The following is a 16,649-nucleotide window of genomic DNA, read 5'->3' on the forward strand; positions in this document are numbered from 1 at the left end:
AGCAGGGTTCATCGGTCAATATAGCTGGATAAAATGACCGATGAACCCTGCTTCGTTAGCCGATGAAGCCGTATGTGTTTTTTTATTCTACCGTGACCGATTTCGCCAAGTTCCGCGGCTGGTCTACGTCTTTCCCTTTGCATACGGCTATATGATACGCCAATAATTGCAAGGGGATAGTCGTTATCAAGGGTTCCAGGCACTCTAACGTTTCGGGAATCTCGATGCACTCGTCCGCCAACTTGCGGATAACCGTATCGTGGGGATTTACCAAGGCAATGATATGTCCCTGGCGGGCTTTGATTTCCTGAATGTTGCTTACTATCTTTTCGTACATCGCGTTTTGGGTGGCAATGACCACTACGGGCATTTCCGTGTCTACTAATGCGATGGGTCCGTGCTTCATTTCGGCGGCTGGATAGCCTTCGGCATGGATGTAGGATATTTCCTTTAGCTTCAACGCGCCTTCTAAGGCTACGGGATAGCTATATCCACGTCCTAAATACAGGAAATTGTGTGCATAGGTGAAGACGCGCGAAAGCCGGGCGATGCTTTCGTTTTGCTTTAAAATCTCCTTCATCTTGTCGGGAATCCGTATCAGTTCATCAATGATATGTGTATAGGTATTATCATCGATGAGATTTTTCTCGCGCCCCAATGTCAAGGCAAGCATGGTGAGCACCGTCACTTGTCCGGTAAAGGCTTTGGTAGATGCGACCCCGATTTCCGGACCTACGTGGATGTACGAGCCTGAGTCGGTATGGCGGGGGATAGACGAGCCTACGGCGTTGCAGATGCCATACACGAATGCGCCTTTCGCTTGGGCAAGTTCGATGGCGGCAAGCGTATCGGCGGTCTCGCCCGACTGGGATATGGCGATTACGACATCTTCTTCGCCGATGACCGGATTGCGGTAGCGGAACTCCGAAGCGTATTCCACTTCTACGGGGATGCGGCAAAACGTTTCGATGAGCTGCTTCCCGATGAGTCCGGCATGCCACGAGGTGCCGCACGCCACGATGATGAACCTCCGGGCGTTCAGGAGGCGTCCCTTGTGGTCGTTTACCGCCGAAAGCACCACTTCGTGCGTTTCTGGGTTGACTCTACCGCGCATGCAGTCGTTGATGCATTCGGGCTGTTCGAAGATTTCCTTCAGCATGAAGTGAGGGAATCCGCCTTTCTCCAACTGCCCGATGTTCATGTCGATTTTCTTGATTTCCGCAGGCTGGAGTTCGTTTTCCAAGTTCACCACTTTCAAGGGCTTGCCCGCTTCCAGCACGGCGATGTCTCCGTCTTGCAGGTAAACCACTTGGTCGGTATATTCTACGATGGGCGTAGCGTCAGACGCAAGGAAAAATTCTCCGTCACCTACGCCGATGACCAGCGGGCTGCTTTTGCGTGCGGCAATAATGCGGTCGGGATGGCGTTGGTCGATGATGGCAATGGCGTATGCGCCGATTACGCGGTGAAGGGCGATTTGCATGGCTTTCAGCAAGTCTATTTGATACGTTTCTTGCAGGAACTCAATCAGTTGTACCAACACTTCCGTATCTGTCGAGCTTTGGAAGCGATATTCCTTTTCCCTGAGTTGGTCGCGCAAGGCGGCATAATTTTCGATGATGCCGTTGTGCACCAATGCGAGGTTGCCCGATTGTGAAACATGCGGATGAGCATTGGCTTGGCACGGTTCTCCGTGAGTCGCCCAGCGTGTATGGGCGATACCGATGCAGCCCGACACGTCTTTTTGCGCGGCGGTTTCCTCTAAGTTTGATACTTTGCCTTTGGCTTTATAAATGTTCAATTTATCTGAACTGCTTATCAATCCGACTCCCGCACTATCATAACCGCGATATTCTAGTCGTCTCAATCCTTTAATCAAGATAGGGTAAGCCTGTCGCTTACCGATGTATCCTACAATTCCACACATGTTTTTTCAGAGTTTAGTCCTTTATTTGTATTTGTTTTGCGTGGCTAAATTACAAAACAATTTTGAATTGTACAAACTCTGTACCATTTGATTGTCTACATGTCTTAATTTGTTCAGATTGCTTGTAGATTTAACATAGGGGCTTTATTCCGTTTGCAGATTTATGCAATGAAATTTGGCAAATGGGACTGTATATGTTATCTTTGTATCTAGATGATTAAAACAGTTTAAACAGAATTTTATGATGAATATTGATGAAATATTAAACCGTTTGCATGTCGGGCAATTAAATGAAATGCAGCAGACCGCTATCCGTATTTTCGGGGAAGGAGATGATATTGTGTTACTTTCACCGACTGGTTCGGGCAAGACATTGGCATATCTTTTGCCACTGGTCTCTTTTTTGAAATCGGATGTGAAAGGTGTACAGGCGGTAGTGTTGGTTCCGTCGCGTGAATTGGCTTTGCAAATTGACCAAGTGTTCCGTTCAATGGGAACGGGGTATGATGTAATGAGCTGTTACGGCGGACGTCCGGCTATGGAAGAGCATCGGGTAATGAAAAATATGAATCCATCGGTAATTATCGGTACGCCGGGAAGAATGAATGATCATCTTCAAAAGTCGAATTTTGATGCTTCTACGGTACGTTTGCTGATAATTGATGAATTTGACAAATGTTTAGAGTTTGGCTTTCAAGAAGAAATGTCGGCTGTACTCGGACAATTGCCTCGTATAGAACGGCGTTTTTTGCTTTCAGCAACCGATGCCGAAGAGATACCTCGTTTTACGGGGCTTGGCAAAGTGAGAAAATTGGATTTTCTTACTTTGGAAAGTTCTTTGTCTTCCCGTTTACATTTATATAAGGTGGTTTCTCCTCTGAAAGATAAATTGGAGACGTTGTATCGTTTGCTCTGTTGCATAGGGAATCAGTCAACTTTAGTATTTTGTAATCATCGGGAAAGTGTGGAACGGGTAGGAAAATACTTGCATGAAATGAAAGTGTATTGCGAAACGTTTCATGGAGGTATGGAGCAGGATGAACGTGAACGGGCGTTGTATAAGTTCCGTAACGGAAGTTGTCCGGTTTTGGTCTCTACCGATTTGGCTGCACGAGGGTTGGATATCCCTGATATAAGAAATGTGGTGCATTATCATTTGCCTGTGTCTGAAGATGGATTTATTCATCGTAATGGGCGTACCGCACGTTGGGAAGCTGAAGGGAATGCGTATGTATTGGTTTATCAAGAGGAAGAATTGCCTTCTTATTTGTCGGAAGATATGCTGGAGACTTATGTTCTTCCTGATTCGGAACTTCGTCCTCCTTTGCCCGAATTTGTTACCTTATATATAGGTAAAGGGAAAAAAGATAAAATCAATAAAGTGGATATTGTAGGCTTTTTGTCGAAAAAAGGCAATTTGCAGAAGGAAGAGATTGGAAAAGTAGACGTAAAAGAACATCATGCTTTTGTGGCTATTGCTCGGAATAAGGCTAAACAAGTGTTAAAACTCGTACGAAATGAAAAGATTAAAGGGATAAAAACTTTGATAGAAGTGGCAAAATAATAACTTTGTGTCAGAAATCAGCATGTTTGTGCTGGCAGACCGTACAAAATGCCATAGTTGACAAAAAGGCATTGTTTACGGAATGTCATATTTGTGTCAATATGTAATCAAAACAGGTGTCTTGTTGGTATTTTGTAAGTCTAAAACCATTCTTGATATAAAATTATTCATAAAACTTTTGGAAGTCAAAAAATAATTGCTAACTTCGCATCCAAGAACTAATGATATTGTTTAACCAAAACAAACTACCAAATGAAAAAACATAATTTTAATGCGGGACCTTCTATATTGCCTCGCGAAGTGATCGAAAACACAGCTCAGGCTATTCTTGACTTTAACGGATCGGGACTTTCGTTGATGGAAATCAGTCACCGCGCTAAAGACTTCCAACCTGTGGTAGACGAAGCTGTGGCGTTGTTTAAGGAATTATTGAACATCCCCGATGGCTATTCGGTGCTGTTCTTGGGTGGAGGCGCAAGTCTGGAGTTCTGTATGGTTCCCTATAATTTCTTGGAAAAGAAAGCCGCTTATCTTAATACAGGTGCGTGGGCAAAGAAAGCAATGAAGGAAGCTAAGGCTTTCGGTGATGTAGTAGAAGTCGCTTCTTCGGCTGATGCCAACTATACATTTATTCCAAAAGGGTATGAAGTACCGGCTGATGTAGACTATTTCCATATCACTACCAATAATACCATTTATGGAACGGAACTCCATGCTGACCCGGATGTGAATGTGCCGTTAGTAGCAGATATGTCTTCAGATATTTTCTCTCGTCCGATTGATGTGTCGAAATATATCTGTATCTATGGCGGTGCGCAGAAGAATTTGGCTCCGGCAGGTGTGACTTTCGTTATTGTAAAGAACGATGCGGTAGGAAAGGTGTCACGCCATATTCCGACTATGTTGAATTACCAGACTCATATCGAAAAAGGTTCAATGTTCAACACACCTCCTGTAGTGCCTATTTACGCTGCGTTGCAGACATTGCGTTGGTTGAAAGCTCAGGGTGGAGTGGAAGAAATGCAACGCCGTGCCAAGTTGCGTTCGGATATGCTGTATGCTGAAATTGACCGCAACAAGATGTTCCGCGGTACGGTGACCGCTCCCGAAGACCGTTCGTATATGAACATTTGTTTCGTAATGGCGGACGAATATAAAGAACTGGAAGCCGATTTTCTGAAATTCGCTACAGAAAAAGGCATGGTAGGCGTTAAGGGACACCGTTCAGTAGGCGGATTCCGTGCTTCTTGTTACAATGCTCTGCCTGTAGAAAGCGTTCAGGCATTGATAGACTGTATGCAGGAATTTGAGAAGACACATTGATTTTGTCGAACACAGAGACACAAAGGCACAGGGTCTTTTTATTGAAAATAGATTTCTTTGTGTCTCCGTGTCTCTGTGTTTCTAATTAGATATAATGAACACTTAAAACTGAAATCCTATGAAAATATTAGTTGCAACCGAGAAGCCGTTTGCCAAAGTGGCAGTAGACGGTATCCGTAAAGAGATAGAAGCAGCAGGCTACGAATTGGCATTGCTGGAAAAATATACTGATAAGGCACAATTATTAGATGCGATAAAAGATGCAAATGCGTTGATTATCCGTAGTGATATTATAGACAATGAGGTGTTGGACGCAGCTAAAGAACTAAAAATTGTAGTTCGTGCCGGAGCGGGATATGATAATGTAGACCTTGCAGCGGCTACGGCTCACGGTGTTTGTGTAATGAATACGCCGGGACAAAATTCGAACGCAGTAGCAGAATTGGCTTTTGGAATGATGATTATGGCTGTCCGCAACTTCTATGACGGTAAGTCAGGTACAGAATTGAAAGGCAAGAAGTTAGGTATTCATGCTTACGGAAATGTAGGGCGTAATGTGGCTCGTATTGCGAAAGGCATCGGTATGGAGATTTATGCATACGATGCTTATTGCCCCAAAGAAGCGATGGAAGCCGACGGTATCATTCCTGTAGATTCTGCTGAAGCCTTGTATGAGACATGTAATGTGATTTCGCTGCATATTCCGGCTACGGCTGAAACCAAGAATTCGATTAATTACGATTTGGTGAACCGTATGCCTAAGAACGGCTTGTTGGTGAATACGGCACGTAAGGAAGTTATCAACGAAGCCGACTTGCTCCGTTTGATGAACGACCGTCCTGACTTGAAATACGTAACAGATATCATGCCGGTACATCATGCCGAATTTGCCGAACAATTCCCAGGACGCTATTTCTCTACTCCGAAGAAGATGGGTGCGCAGACTGCCGAAGCTAATATCAATGCAGGTATAGCTGCGGCTAAGCAGATTGTTGGATTCCTGAAAGACGGATGCGAGAAGTTCCGGGTGAATAAATGAAATATTAATAGTGGATAGGTAATAATGAATAACGGCAAATGTATGATGCATCTGCCGTTTATTCATTCATATACATTGAGAGGAATTCTGCTATTAGTTCTTAATTGTTAATTATTAACTGAGTACTATGGTAAAGATAAAACCTTTTAAAGGCATACGTCCGCCGAAAGAACTGGTGGAAGAAGTAGCTTCACGTCCTTACGATGTGCTTAATTCGGAAGAAGCACGTAAAGAAGCGGAAGGGAATGAAAAATCGTTGTATCACATCATCAAACCCGAAATCGACTTTCCCGAAGGTACAGACGAACACGATTCGCGTGTGTATGAAAAGGCGGCGGAGAACTTCCGGAAGTTTCAGGAAAAAGGTTGGTTGGTGCAGGATGAGAAGCCTTGCTATTACGTTTATGCCCAAACAATGAACGGGAAGACTCAATACGGACTGGTTGTAGGTGCATACGTGCCCGACTATATGGACGGGAATATTAAGAAGCATGAACTGACCCGCCGTGATAAGGAAGAAGACCGCATGAAGCATGTGCGGGTGAATAATGCGAACATCGAACCGGTATTCTTTGCTTATCCGGAGAATGCGGAACTGGATAAGATTGTGAAGAAATATATAACGCGGAAGCCGGAATACGATTTTGTAGCTCCGGGAGACGGGTTCGGACATACGTTTTGGGTAATAGATGCTGATGAAGATATCGAAGCTATCACTTGTGCTTTCGAGAAGATGCCGGCTATGTATATTGCCGACGGACATCATCGGAGCGCAGCGGCTGCATTGGTAGGTGCGGAAAAAGCCAAGCAAAATCCGAATCATAAAGGAGATGAAGAATACAATTACTTCATGGCGGTATGTTTCCCTGCCAATCAGTTGACAATCATTGATTACAATCGGGTGGTGAAAGACTTGAACGGATTGACTCCACAAGCTTTTATAGATGCTTTGAAGAAGCATTTTGAGGTAGAGGAGAAGGGTACGGAAATCTATAAGCCAAAAGCCTTGCATAACTTTTCGCTTTATGTGGACGGCAAATGGTATAGCCTGACGGCTAATCCCGATACGTATGATGACAACGACCCGATAGGTGTGCTTGACGTGACGATTTCTTCGAAATTGATTTTAGATGAGATTTTAGGCATTAAAGATTTACGTTCCGATAAACGCATTGATTTCGTTGGTGGCATTCGCGGGTTAAGCGAATTAAAGAAACGGGTGGATAGTGGCGAGATGAAGATGGCATTGGCTTTGTATCCTGTATCAATGAAACAATTGATGGACATTGCCGATACGGGCAATATCATGCCTCCCAAGACCACTTGGTTCGAGCCTAAGTTGCGTTCGGGATTGGTTATCCACAAGCTTGAATGAAGAATGAAGAGTTAAGAATGAAGAATTGCAAAAATACGGAAATTCTTCATTCTTAACTCTTCATTCTTCATTTAAAAACTCCTATCTTTGCACCCGGTTTTGAAAAACAGATAGGATTTTATGGATCGTGTTACATTCAAAGGGTTTGCGTATGGAGCCATTGCGGCTGCCAGTTATGGGTTGAATCCCTTGTTCGCCTTGCCTCTTTATGCCGATGGCATGGGGGCAGATTCTGTGTTATTTTACCGTTATGCCTTCGGGCTTGTGATGTTGGGCGTAATGATGGTGGTGCAACGCCAATCGTTTGCCTTGCGCCGTTGTGAAGTGCTTCCATTAGTAGTGATGGGGTTGCTTTTCTCTTTTTCGTCGCTCACTTTGTTCTTGTCTTACAATTACATGGATGCGGGTATTGCCTCTACTATCTTGTTCGTTTATCCGGTATTGGTGGCTATCTTAATGGCGGTATTCTTCAAGGAAAAAATTTCTCCGATTACAATGATTTCCATAGCCTTGGCGTTTACGGGTATTTCGTTGCTTTATCAAGGCGAAGGCGGACAGACTTTGAGCCTGACAGGGGTGGCATTGGTCTTCCTTTCCTCGCTTACATACGCCTTATATATAATAGGTGTAAACCGTTCTGTTCTGAAAGATATGCCTATTGTCAAGTTGACTTTTTATGTCTTGTTGTTTGGTTTAAGCGTATATGTGGTACGTCTGAAATTCTGTACCCAATTGGATGTGGTCAGCCAGCCGGTATTGTGGATTAATCCGGTATGCCTTGCCCTATTCCCTACCGTTATTTCGCTAGTGACAATGACCAAATCTATCCATTACATCGGTTCTACTCCGGCGGCAATCTTAGGTGCTTTAGAACCACTGACGGCTATTTGTTGTGGCGTGTTGGTATTCGGCGAGCGGCTTACTCCCCGTATCGTATTAGGCATTGTGCTTATCTTGGTAGCCGTTACCCTCATTATTATGGGTAAAGCCTTGATTCATCAGCTTCAGGTGCGGGTGATTCATCGTAGCCATCGTTTTCCGCAACACTAACCGATAAAAAAGAGGAGGGGAGACGCATGGACGATACGTATAAGACAATAACCGGACTTTCGGAATCCATTTATACCGAGAAGCGGAGCAAGTTTATTGCTATCGCCCTTCCTGTACGCACCCTTGAAGAGGTGAAAGAACAATTGGATATTTACCAAAAGAAATATTACGATGCCCGCCATGTATGTTATGCCTATATGTTAGGTGCTGACCGGAAAAACTTCCGTGCCAATGATAATGGAGAGCCTTCGGGTACGGCGGGTAAGCCTATCTTGGGACAAATCAACTCGAAGGAACTGACCGATGTGCTGGTGATTGTAGTGCGTTATTTTGGTGGTATCAAATTGGGTACAAGCGGATTGATAGTGGCATACCGTACTGCGGCGGCACAAGCCTTGGAAGAAGCCGAAGTGATAGAGAAGACCGTAGATGAGGAGGTGAGCTTTGCTTTCGAATATCCGTTCATGAACGATGTGATGCGGATTGTGAAAGAAGATTCGCCTGAAATCGTGAGCCAATCCTACGATATGGATTGTTTCATGCGCCTACGTATCCGTAAGTCCGAAATGCCCCGTTTGCGTGCGCGATTGGAAAAGGTGGAGACGTTACGGTTTGTTTGAAATACGAAATGTAACATATTTGTAACACATTTGACATAATTACTTTATCTTTGTCCCTTACTTTTGCATCGGTTAAAAAACGAAGAGACAAATGAAAAAATATCTCTCTGCGCTATTGTTGGCGCTCTCTGTAGCATCGGTTGGTGCTCAAGAATTCAGTTGGAAAGATGCTATCCCCGAAATCCATGGTACGGTGCGGGGAAAGTATGAATATCAAACTTCGACTAACGCGCAACGTTTTCAAGTGCGTAATGCTCGTGTAAGCGCTACGGGAAATCTACTTCCTATCGTAAGCTATAAAGCCGAAATAGACCTTTGCGACGAAGGAGTAATCAAGATGTTGGACGCTTATGCGCGGGTTACTCCGCTTAAAGGTTTCAACGTTACTATCGGTCAGATGCGTGTGCCTTTTACCATTGACGCGCATCGTTCTCCTCATTTGCAATATTTTGCCAACCGCTCGTTTATTGCCAAACAAATGGGAAGTTTGCGTGATGCAGGTGCTACGTTGAAATATTCGATGAAGGAAGGTTTCCCTTTTGCGATAGAAGCCGGATTGTTCAGCGGTTCGGGATTGACCGAACAAAAAGGGTGGCATAAGGCACTTTCGTATTCGGCTAAGTTGGAATTGATGCCATTCAAGGGGTATAACCTGACCTTAAGTACGCAACGTATCCGTCCGTTCGACCGGAATATTTATATGTATGACATCGGTACGTATTACGACTGGAACAACTGGCATTTCGAGGTGGAAGGGATGTATAAGGACTATGCACATTCTGCTTTTGAAAGTGTATGGGCGTTAGACGCTTTCATTAATTACGACTATTTTATCAAGAAAGAGAAGAGCCTTATCAAGAAAGTGTCTTTTTTGGCACGCTTCGACTATATGGGAAACAATAGTGATGAACTGGATGAGGATGGAATTGATTACATTATCACCGATTATGAGCGCAAGCGTATTACGGGTGGTTTGACGTTTAGTTTCGGAAAACCGTTTCAGGCAGACCTCCGTTTGAACTACGAAAAGTATTTTTATGATGACGATGCAATTCCGTTAGAATCGGAACAAGACAAACTGGTAGTAGAAATGATGGTTCGCTTCTGATAATTTGCTTTTATAAACATGTGTTTTAGCCTTTCTGGTTGTAGCGGTTACACCTAGAAAGGCTTTTTTGTTTTTATATTATTGGGCGTATTGAGATAGTATAATGTGTAGATTAATGAACTTAAGTCCGTTGGCTGATGGATACGGGTTCGAAGGCTGATGAAGCTAGGTGCGAAGGGCGATGAACCCTAATGCATTTCAACAAATTCTTCTTCTCGAGTGTTATTTCTATAAATAACAGATTTTGAAAATGAGAAAAAATGTTTATCTTTGTATAAACCTTAACTTGCCGGCTATGAAGAGAAAGGTTCTATTTATCGTGTGCGTGGCTTGTCTGGCGTTTTTCGGATGTGAGAAACAACAGATGCCTGATTTTCCGGTATCTGAGAAACTGGAAATAATGAATGATATGGTTTCGCGGATGGAGGATAGAGCGTCTTCTGAACTTACTTTTTCGGATATTGAACTAATTAAAGATTTGCTTTACGACCGTTATACACCGGAAGATGTGTATCCTTACGGTGATACGGTGCGGAGTTTTAAGTGGGAAACGATACGCAAGTGCTTGGCGTTTATCGAAAATATGCAGCAGGATACGGTGCGCTGGGCTGTGCTTAGCAATTACAAGAACCGGAATCAAGAAGCGCCTTTGGTGCGTATATATGTACGGAATGAATACGGACGTGTGTCGGACACATTGGGTGTTGAACGTTATCAGTCGGTGCCTTTGTATTTGCCGTCTGATTCGGATGTTCCCGAACGCTACGGAAGGGATGGCTCATTGGTCTGCTTAAAAGGCGAGGAAAGAAATTTTCTTCGCGTAGTTCCTGTTACGATAGGAGGGGATTGGCTGGTGCCCCGGCGTTATGTGAAGCCGCTTGCCGAAGGCACAGAGTTTCATCATGTCATTTTCGTAGACCGGAAAGACCAGAATATTGCGACAATGGAACGGATTGATAGAGGGAAATGGGCTATACGGAGCATGAATCCGGCTACGACAGGTGTGCATCGTCCGCCGTATGCTCAGGAAACGCCGTTGGGAATGTTCTTGTTGCAAGAAAAGAAAGAACGGATGGTGTTCTTGAAAGACGGAGGGTCGGGCGTAGGCGGTTATGCTCCATACGCTTCGCGGTTTACGAATGGTGCTTATATACATGGAGTGCCCGTGAATGTTCCTCAAACCGCTATGATAGAATATAGTTGGTCGTTGGGCACTACGCCCCGTTCGCACATGTGTGTGCGCAATGCTACATCACACGCTAAGTTTGTTTTCGACCGTATGCCTGCAGGGGCTACGCTGGTGGTGGTCATTGAGTGATTATTTTTTTTGAACACAGAGGCACAGAGACGCAGAGAATTGAAATCACAGTGTATTTTCACATACTTAAAATTAAAGACTCAGTGTCTCTGTGCCTCTGTGGCTCTGTGTTCAAAGTTCAAAAAATATTCATTCGTAAAGCCACATTATCTATTAAAAATCACTATCTTTGCGCCCGTATTCAAAAAAGTTTTCCAATGCTGCGTTTTGTTTTGTTTGTATGTATTTTAGCGGGTGCTGTATCCAGTTCTATTTTTAGCCAACCGGAAGAGAAAAAAGAGGTTCCCCAAGTGAAAGTGACCGACCGTTGCCTTCAGTTGTACCGTGAAATGGATTTGGAAGGAAGGGTGAATTATGCCGCTTTCCGTCAGGCTGTGACGGGATATTACCGCATTGGAGGACGAAAACGGGAAGTGCTGACGTTGATTGATTTTTCGAAGCCTTCTACGCAAGAACGCTTGTACGTGTTCGATATGAAACAAAGAAAAATGCTTTTTTCTTCGGTCGTTTCTCATGGGAAAAATAGCGGGAATAACTATGCCACTTCTTTTTCTAACGAAGACGGTTCGCTGAAAAGTTCATTGGGATTTTATTTGACCGAATCTACTTACCAAGGCAAAAACGGATATTCCCTGATATTGGAAGGGTTGGAAAAAGGGATTAACGACCATGCCCGCCGGCGTGCCATTGTGATGCACGGGGCTGCTTACGCTAATCCTTCGGTTATCCGTAATGGAGGAAGACTGGGGCGGAGCTTCGGATGTCCGGCAGTACCCGAAAAGCTTTCGCGTCCTATCATCGATGCCATTAAGGGCGGAAGCGTGATGTATATTTATGCCGACAGACCCGATTATTTGGCTCAAAGCACCGTCCTGCATACCCTTTGAATTGCTGCAAATCTGTTGCATAAGTCAAAAACAAGTACTACCTTTGCCTAAATTTTAATGAAACTTAGATTTATAAACGTTTAGAATATGTTCAGAAGTCATACTTGCGGTGAGCTTCGGCTCGCCGATGCAGGCAAAAACGTGACGCTTGCCGGATGGGTGCAACGTTCACGCAAAATGGGAGGAATGACGTTTGTTGACCTCCGCGACCGTTATGGAATCACCCAGTTGGTTTTCAATACGGAAGTAAATGCCGAACTTTGTGAGCGTGCCAACCACTTGGGACGTGAATATGTGATTCAGGCAAAAGGTACAGTAAGCGAACGTTCCAGCAAGAACGCCAACATCCCTACAGGTGAAATTGAAATTATCGTATCAGAATTGAATATCCTGAATGCGGCGCAAACGCCTCCATTCACTATTGAAGATAATACCGACGGAGGAGATGACCTTCGGATGAAATACCGTTACCTTGACTTGCGCCGTACTGCCGTGCGTAAGAATTTGGAACTCCGTCATCGCATGACGATGGAAGTGCGCCGCTATTTGGACAGCAAAGGCTTCCTCGAAGTGGAAACCCCGATGCTGATTGGTTCTACTCCCGAAGGTGCACGCGACTTTGTGGTTCCTTCGCGTATGAATCCGGGACAGTTTTATGCACTTCCCCAGTCTCCTCAAACCTTGAAGCAATTATTAATGGTATCGGGTTTCGACCGCTATTTCCAGATTGTAAAATGTTTCCGTGATGAGGATTTACGTGCCGACCGCCAGCCTGAATTTACCCAGATAGATTGCGAAATGAGTTTCGTAGAGCAGGAAGACATTATCCAGATGTTCGAGGGCATGGCTAAGCATTTGTTTAAGGAATTGCGTGGCGTAGAACTGACCGAACCGTTCCAACGGATGCCGTGGGCAGATGCGATGAAGTATTACGGAAGTGATAAGCCCGACTTGCGCTTTGGCATGAAGTTTGTCGAATTGATGGACGTATTGAAAGGTTATGGGTTCTCGGTATTCGACAATGCGGCTTACATTGGCGGTATCTGTGCAGAAGGCGCTGCCCACTATACCCGCAAGCAACTTGACCAGCTGACCGAGTTTGTGAAACGTCCGCAAATCGGTGCAAAAGGTATGGTGTACGCACGCATTGAGGCAGACGGAAACGTGAAGTCGAGTGTAGATAAATTCTATAGCCAAGAGGTGCTTCAGCAAATGAAAGAAGCTTTCGAAGCAAAACCGGGCGACTTGATTTTGATATTGAGCGGAGACGATGCGATGAAGACCCGTAAGCAGCTTTGCGAGTTGCGTTTGGAGATGGGTAATCAACTCGGTTTGCGCGACAAAAACAAGTTCGCTTGCTTGTGGGTGGTAGACTTCCCGATGTTCGAATGGAGTGAGGAAGAAGGCCGCTTGATGGCAATGCATCATCCGTTTACACATCCGAAGGATGAAGATATTCCTTTGCTGGATACTGACCCTGCTTCTGTACGTGCCGATGCATACGATATGGTAGTTAATGGTGTGGAAGTCGGAGGCGGTTCTATCCGTATTCATGATTCGGCTTTACAGGAAAAGATGTTCGAAATTTTGGGATTCACTCCCGAAAAAGCGCAAGAGCAGTTCGGCTTCCTGATGAATGCTTTCAAGTTTGGCGCGCCTCCTCACGGAGGATTAGCATACGGTCTCGACCGCTGGGTATCACTCTTTGCCGGTCTTGATTCTATCCGCGATTGTATTGCTTTCCCGAAGAACAATTCGGGCCGTGACGTAATGTTGGACGCTCCGGGATTCCTCGACCAAAAACAATTGGATGAGCTTCACTTGAAAGTGGATATTAAAGAATAAGCGGCAACTAACTGATAAATCAAACACAGAGACACGGAGACACAGAGTTTTTTAATTTTGCTGTAACAAAAATTTCTTTGTGGCTTTGTGTCTCTGTGTTCAAATTTGATAATAAACTACATGAAAGAATCTGTGCGAATCATTCGCTTTGCCATAGTAGGAACGCTCAATGCGCTGATAACGGCATTGGTTGTATGGCTATTGATGCACATTGAAGGCGAAGACTACATTACAGCGAATGTTATAGCATACATTATCGCTCAGATTCATAATTTCATTTGGTGTAAATATTGGATATTTCCTTTAGAAACCGATGACAAGAAAAACGGTATTTGGCATCAGATATTGTTTTTTGCCGGTGCTTTCTTGTTGGCGTATACAACGCAATTCCTTTTTCTTCTGATGTTAGTGGAATTGCTTCATTGCAATGAATATTTAGCTCAGTTCCTCGGGCTTTTTATTTATGGTGCGGTCAATTTCATGGCCAACCGTCATGTCACTTTCCGTTAAATTGATAATCTTTGCCGGTGCTTTTTGTTTCGGATTAGGTATGGAAATGTTATTTGCCTACCTTTTCTCTTTGGCGGTAATAGAAGAATCTTTATATATTTGTCTGAACGAAAATAATCTAATTTTAAAATGACATGACAATGAAACGGAACATTTGTTTGCTGGCGGTACTTTTGATTTGTGTATTTTCGAATGCGAAAGTACAGCCTTCTGCTTTGGTTGCGGACAATATGGTATTGCAACAACAGGCAGAGGCTCGGCTTTGGGGGAAAGCAGAGCCTGATGCTACGGTCAATGTGACCCCTTCGTGGAATAATCAGACGTATACTTGCCTGGCGGACGGAAAAGGGAATTGGTCGGTAAGTATACCGACTCCTAAAGCTGGTTTTACTCCTTACGAAATCTGTTTTGATGACGGTGAAAAGCTGACGGTGAAAGGAGTGTTAATAGGGGAGGTTTGGTTAGCTTCTGGGCAAAGCAATATGGAGATGCCCTTAAAGGGATTTGCAGGATGTTGTGTCGAGGGTGGTTTTGATGAAATTGCATTCTCGGCACAATGGGCGCGCCATATACGTTTTTTTACGGTTCCACTAAGGCAGAGCTACGAGCCTTTAGAAGATGTAGAAGGCTCCTGGGCTGTACCTTCACCTCAAACGTCTCCTGAATTTAGTGCTACGGCATGGTTTTTTGCCACAACTTTAAGTGAGGTGCTTCAGGTGCCGGTAGGTATTGTGAGTTGTGCTTATGGAGGTTCCAAAGTGGAGAGTTGGACAAACCGTGAATTATTGGAACAGTATCCCGATGTATCGCTTCGTCCTGAAGATATGGAAAAGCAAGTAGCCTACGAGCGTCCTATGCTGATGTATAATGCCATGTTTTTACCGGTACGGCATTATACAGTGCGCGGTATTCTTTGGTATCAAGGATGTTCCAATGTCGGATATCATCAGACTTATGCTCGTCGTTTGGCAAATATGGTAGAGCTTTGGCGTAGCGAAATGGAGCAGGGAGATATTCCGTTTTATGCCGTTGAAATAGCTCCTTATGAATATGAGGGCAGTCAGGATGGATTGGCTCCTTATTTGCGGGAGGTTCAATGGGAAGCTATCCGGCTAATTCCGAATAGCGACATGATTTGCATTAATGATTTGGTAAAGCCTTATGAGCGTTACAACATTCATCCGGGTGATAAGAAACAAGTAGGACGCAGGCTGAGCTATTTGGCGTTGAACCATACGTATGGAAAGCAACAATTCTTTTGCCAGCATCCTCGGTATAAGTCGTTTACTGTTAAGGGAGATGAAGTTTGGGTGGCAATAGATAATATTGGCATGGGTATTTGCCGGAATTACGATATTCAAGGGTTTGAAGTGGCTGGTGAAGACCGTTTGTTTCATCCGGCTGATTCGGTTTGGCTTCATTGGCAAACCAATGAAATAGTGGTTTCATCCCGTCGGGTAAAAGCACCGGTGGCGGTTCGTTATTGTTTCCGTGATTTTTCGTTGGGAACTTTATATGGAGGCAATTGGATGCCGCTTATTCCATTCCGTTCCGATACATGGGAGTGATTTTTAATTGAACGCAGAGACGCAAAAGCCTTTTTTTGAAATTAAATCTTTGCGTTTTTGCGCCTCTGCGTTAAATAAAAATCACGCCATTTCCAGCAGGCGTTTTTCTTCGATGTAGTCCAGTCCTTTGTCTAAGATGACTTGGCGTGTCTTCTCAGTGTTATCGGTACGGAATACCAAAATGCCTTTTCCGGAAAGCAGGAACGAATAGAGATAAGAAATGCCTATCCCTGCTTCGCTAAAACTACGGATGGCGTCGGCGGCACGTCCAGGCTGGTTATCGAGCATAATGGCGAACACTTCCGAGAGATTCGCCGATATGCCCGCTTGTTTCAGGGTATCATACGCACGCATAGGTTCGGAACAAATAATGCGGTAGATGCCGTATTCTACGGTATCGGAAATGGTGGAAGCGATGAGCTGGATGCCCGCTTCTTTCAACAATTCGAGAACCTGAAGCAGTGTTCCCGACTTGTTTTCTACAAATACGGATAATTGATGGATGGTCATATCTT

The 16,649-nt window shown here is 44.3% G+C and carries 14 protein-coding genes; 12 read left to right on the plus strand and 2 right to left on the minus strand.

What is annotated here, in order from left to right; genetic code table 11:
• Positions 1 to 82: 82 nt before the first annotated feature.
• The gene (gene glmS / locus B5F91_RS07655; RefSeq protein ID WP_087428502.1) at positions 83 to 1,927 is read right to left on the minus strand and encodes a glutamine--fructose-6-phosphate transaminase (isomerizing); all 1,845 of its coding nucleotides are present in this window, start codon (positions 1,925 to 1,927) and stop codon (positions 83 to 85) included.
• A gap of 244 nt (positions 1,928 to 2,171) precedes the next feature.
• On the opposite strand from glmS, the gene B5F91_RS07660 reads away from it, so the two are divergent.
• The 12 genes from B5F91_RS07660 to B5F91_RS07715 all read left to right on the plus strand — a co-directional run bounded on the left by B5F91_RS07660 (position 2,172) and on the right by B5F91_RS07715 (position 16,134).
• Positions 2,172 to 3,491: a DEAD/DEAH box helicase gene (locus B5F91_RS07660; RefSeq protein ID WP_204244672.1), complete on the plus strand. Its 1,320-nt coding sequence runs from the start codon at positions 2,172 to 2,174 to the stop codon at positions 3,489 to 3,491.
• Positions 3,492 to 3,743: 252 nt separating this feature from the next.
• Positions 3,744 to 4,814 carry a 3-phosphoserine/phosphohydroxythreonine transaminase gene (serC, locus tag B5F91_RS07665; protein ID WP_087428504.1) on the plus strand — a complete coding sequence of 357 codons (1,071 nt, stop codon included), beginning with the start codon at positions 3,744 to 3,746 and terminating at the stop codon, positions 4,812 to 4,814.
• A 118-nt stretch (positions 4,815 to 4,932) separates the two neighbouring features.
• The gene (locus B5F91_RS07670; RefSeq protein WP_087428505.1) at positions 4,933 to 5,853 is read left to right on the plus strand and encodes an NAD(P)-dependent oxidoreductase; all 921 of its coding nucleotides are present in this window, start codon (positions 4,933 to 4,935) and stop codon (positions 5,851 to 5,853) included.
• A 127-nt stretch (positions 5,854 to 5,980) separates the two neighbouring features.
• Positions 5,981 to 7,228 carry a DUF1015 domain-containing protein gene (locus B5F91_RS07675; RefSeq protein WP_087428506.1) on the plus strand — a complete coding sequence of 416 codons (1,248 nt, stop codon included), beginning with the start codon at positions 5,981 to 5,983 and terminating at the stop codon, positions 7,226 to 7,228.
• A gap of 120 nt (positions 7,229 to 7,348) precedes the next feature.
• Entirely contained in the window at positions 7,349 to 8,278 is a 930-nt protein-coding gene (locus B5F91_RS07680) for a DMT family transporter (RefSeq protein ID WP_087428507.1), read from the plus strand.
• A gap of 26 nt (positions 8,279 to 8,304) precedes the next feature.
• Positions 8,305 to 8,898 carry a YigZ family protein gene (locus B5F91_RS07685; RefSeq protein WP_087428508.1) on the plus strand — a complete coding sequence of 198 codons (594 nt, stop codon included), beginning with the start codon at positions 8,305 to 8,307 and terminating at the stop codon, positions 8,896 to 8,898.
• A gap of 91 nt (positions 8,899 to 8,989) precedes the next feature.
• Positions 8,990 to 10,006, plus strand: a complete 1,017-nt coding sequence (locus tag B5F91_RS07690; protein ID WP_087428509.1) for a porin — start codon at positions 8,990 to 8,992, stop codon at positions 10,004 to 10,006.
• A gap of 295 nt (positions 10,007 to 10,301) precedes the next feature.
• Complete coding sequence (locus B5F91_RS07695) at positions 10,302 to 11,324, plus strand: L,D-transpeptidase (protein WP_087428510.1); 1,023 nt, start codon at positions 10,302 to 10,304, stop codon at positions 11,322 to 11,324.
• Positions 11,325 to 11,521: 197 nt separating this feature from the next.
• Entirely contained in the window at positions 11,522 to 12,211 is a 690-nt protein-coding gene (locus B5F91_RS07700) for a murein L,D-transpeptidase catalytic domain family protein (protein WP_087428511.1), read from the plus strand.
• An 87-nt stretch (positions 12,212 to 12,298) separates the two neighbouring features.
• Positions 12,299 to 14,056 (plus strand): aspartate--tRNA ligase, encoded by a 1,758-nt coding sequence (aspS, locus tag B5F91_RS07705; RefSeq protein ID WP_087428512.1) that lies wholly within the window; start codon positions 12,299 to 12,301, stop codon positions 14,054 to 14,056.
• 120 nt (positions 14,057 to 14,176) lie between these two features.
• On the plus strand, positions 14,177 to 14,566 hold the full coding sequence (locus B5F91_RS07710) for a GtrA family protein (protein WP_087428513.1): 390 nt from the start codon (positions 14,177 to 14,179) through the stop codon (positions 14,564 to 14,566).
• Between the two features lie 140 nt (positions 14,567 to 14,706).
• Complete coding sequence (locus tag B5F91_RS07715) at positions 14,707 to 16,134, plus strand: sialate O-acetylesterase (protein WP_087428558.1); 1,428 nt, start codon at positions 14,707 to 14,709, stop codon at positions 16,132 to 16,134.
• Between the two features lie 81 nt (positions 16,135 to 16,215).
• Here B5F91_RS07715 and B5F91_RS07720 read toward each other — a convergent pair whose 3' ends face one another.
• Entirely contained in the window at positions 16,216 to 16,644 is a 429-nt protein-coding gene (locus B5F91_RS07720; protein WP_087428514.1) for an amino acid-binding protein, read from the minus strand.
• Positions 16,645 to 16,649: the final 5 nt, after the last annotated feature.

Origin of the sequence: Bacteroides sp. An322, from assembly GCF_002161765.1 — a bacterium.
Lineage (GTDB): Bacteria > Bacteroidota > Bacteroidia > Bacteroidales > Bacteroidaceae > Phocaeicola > Phocaeicola merdavium.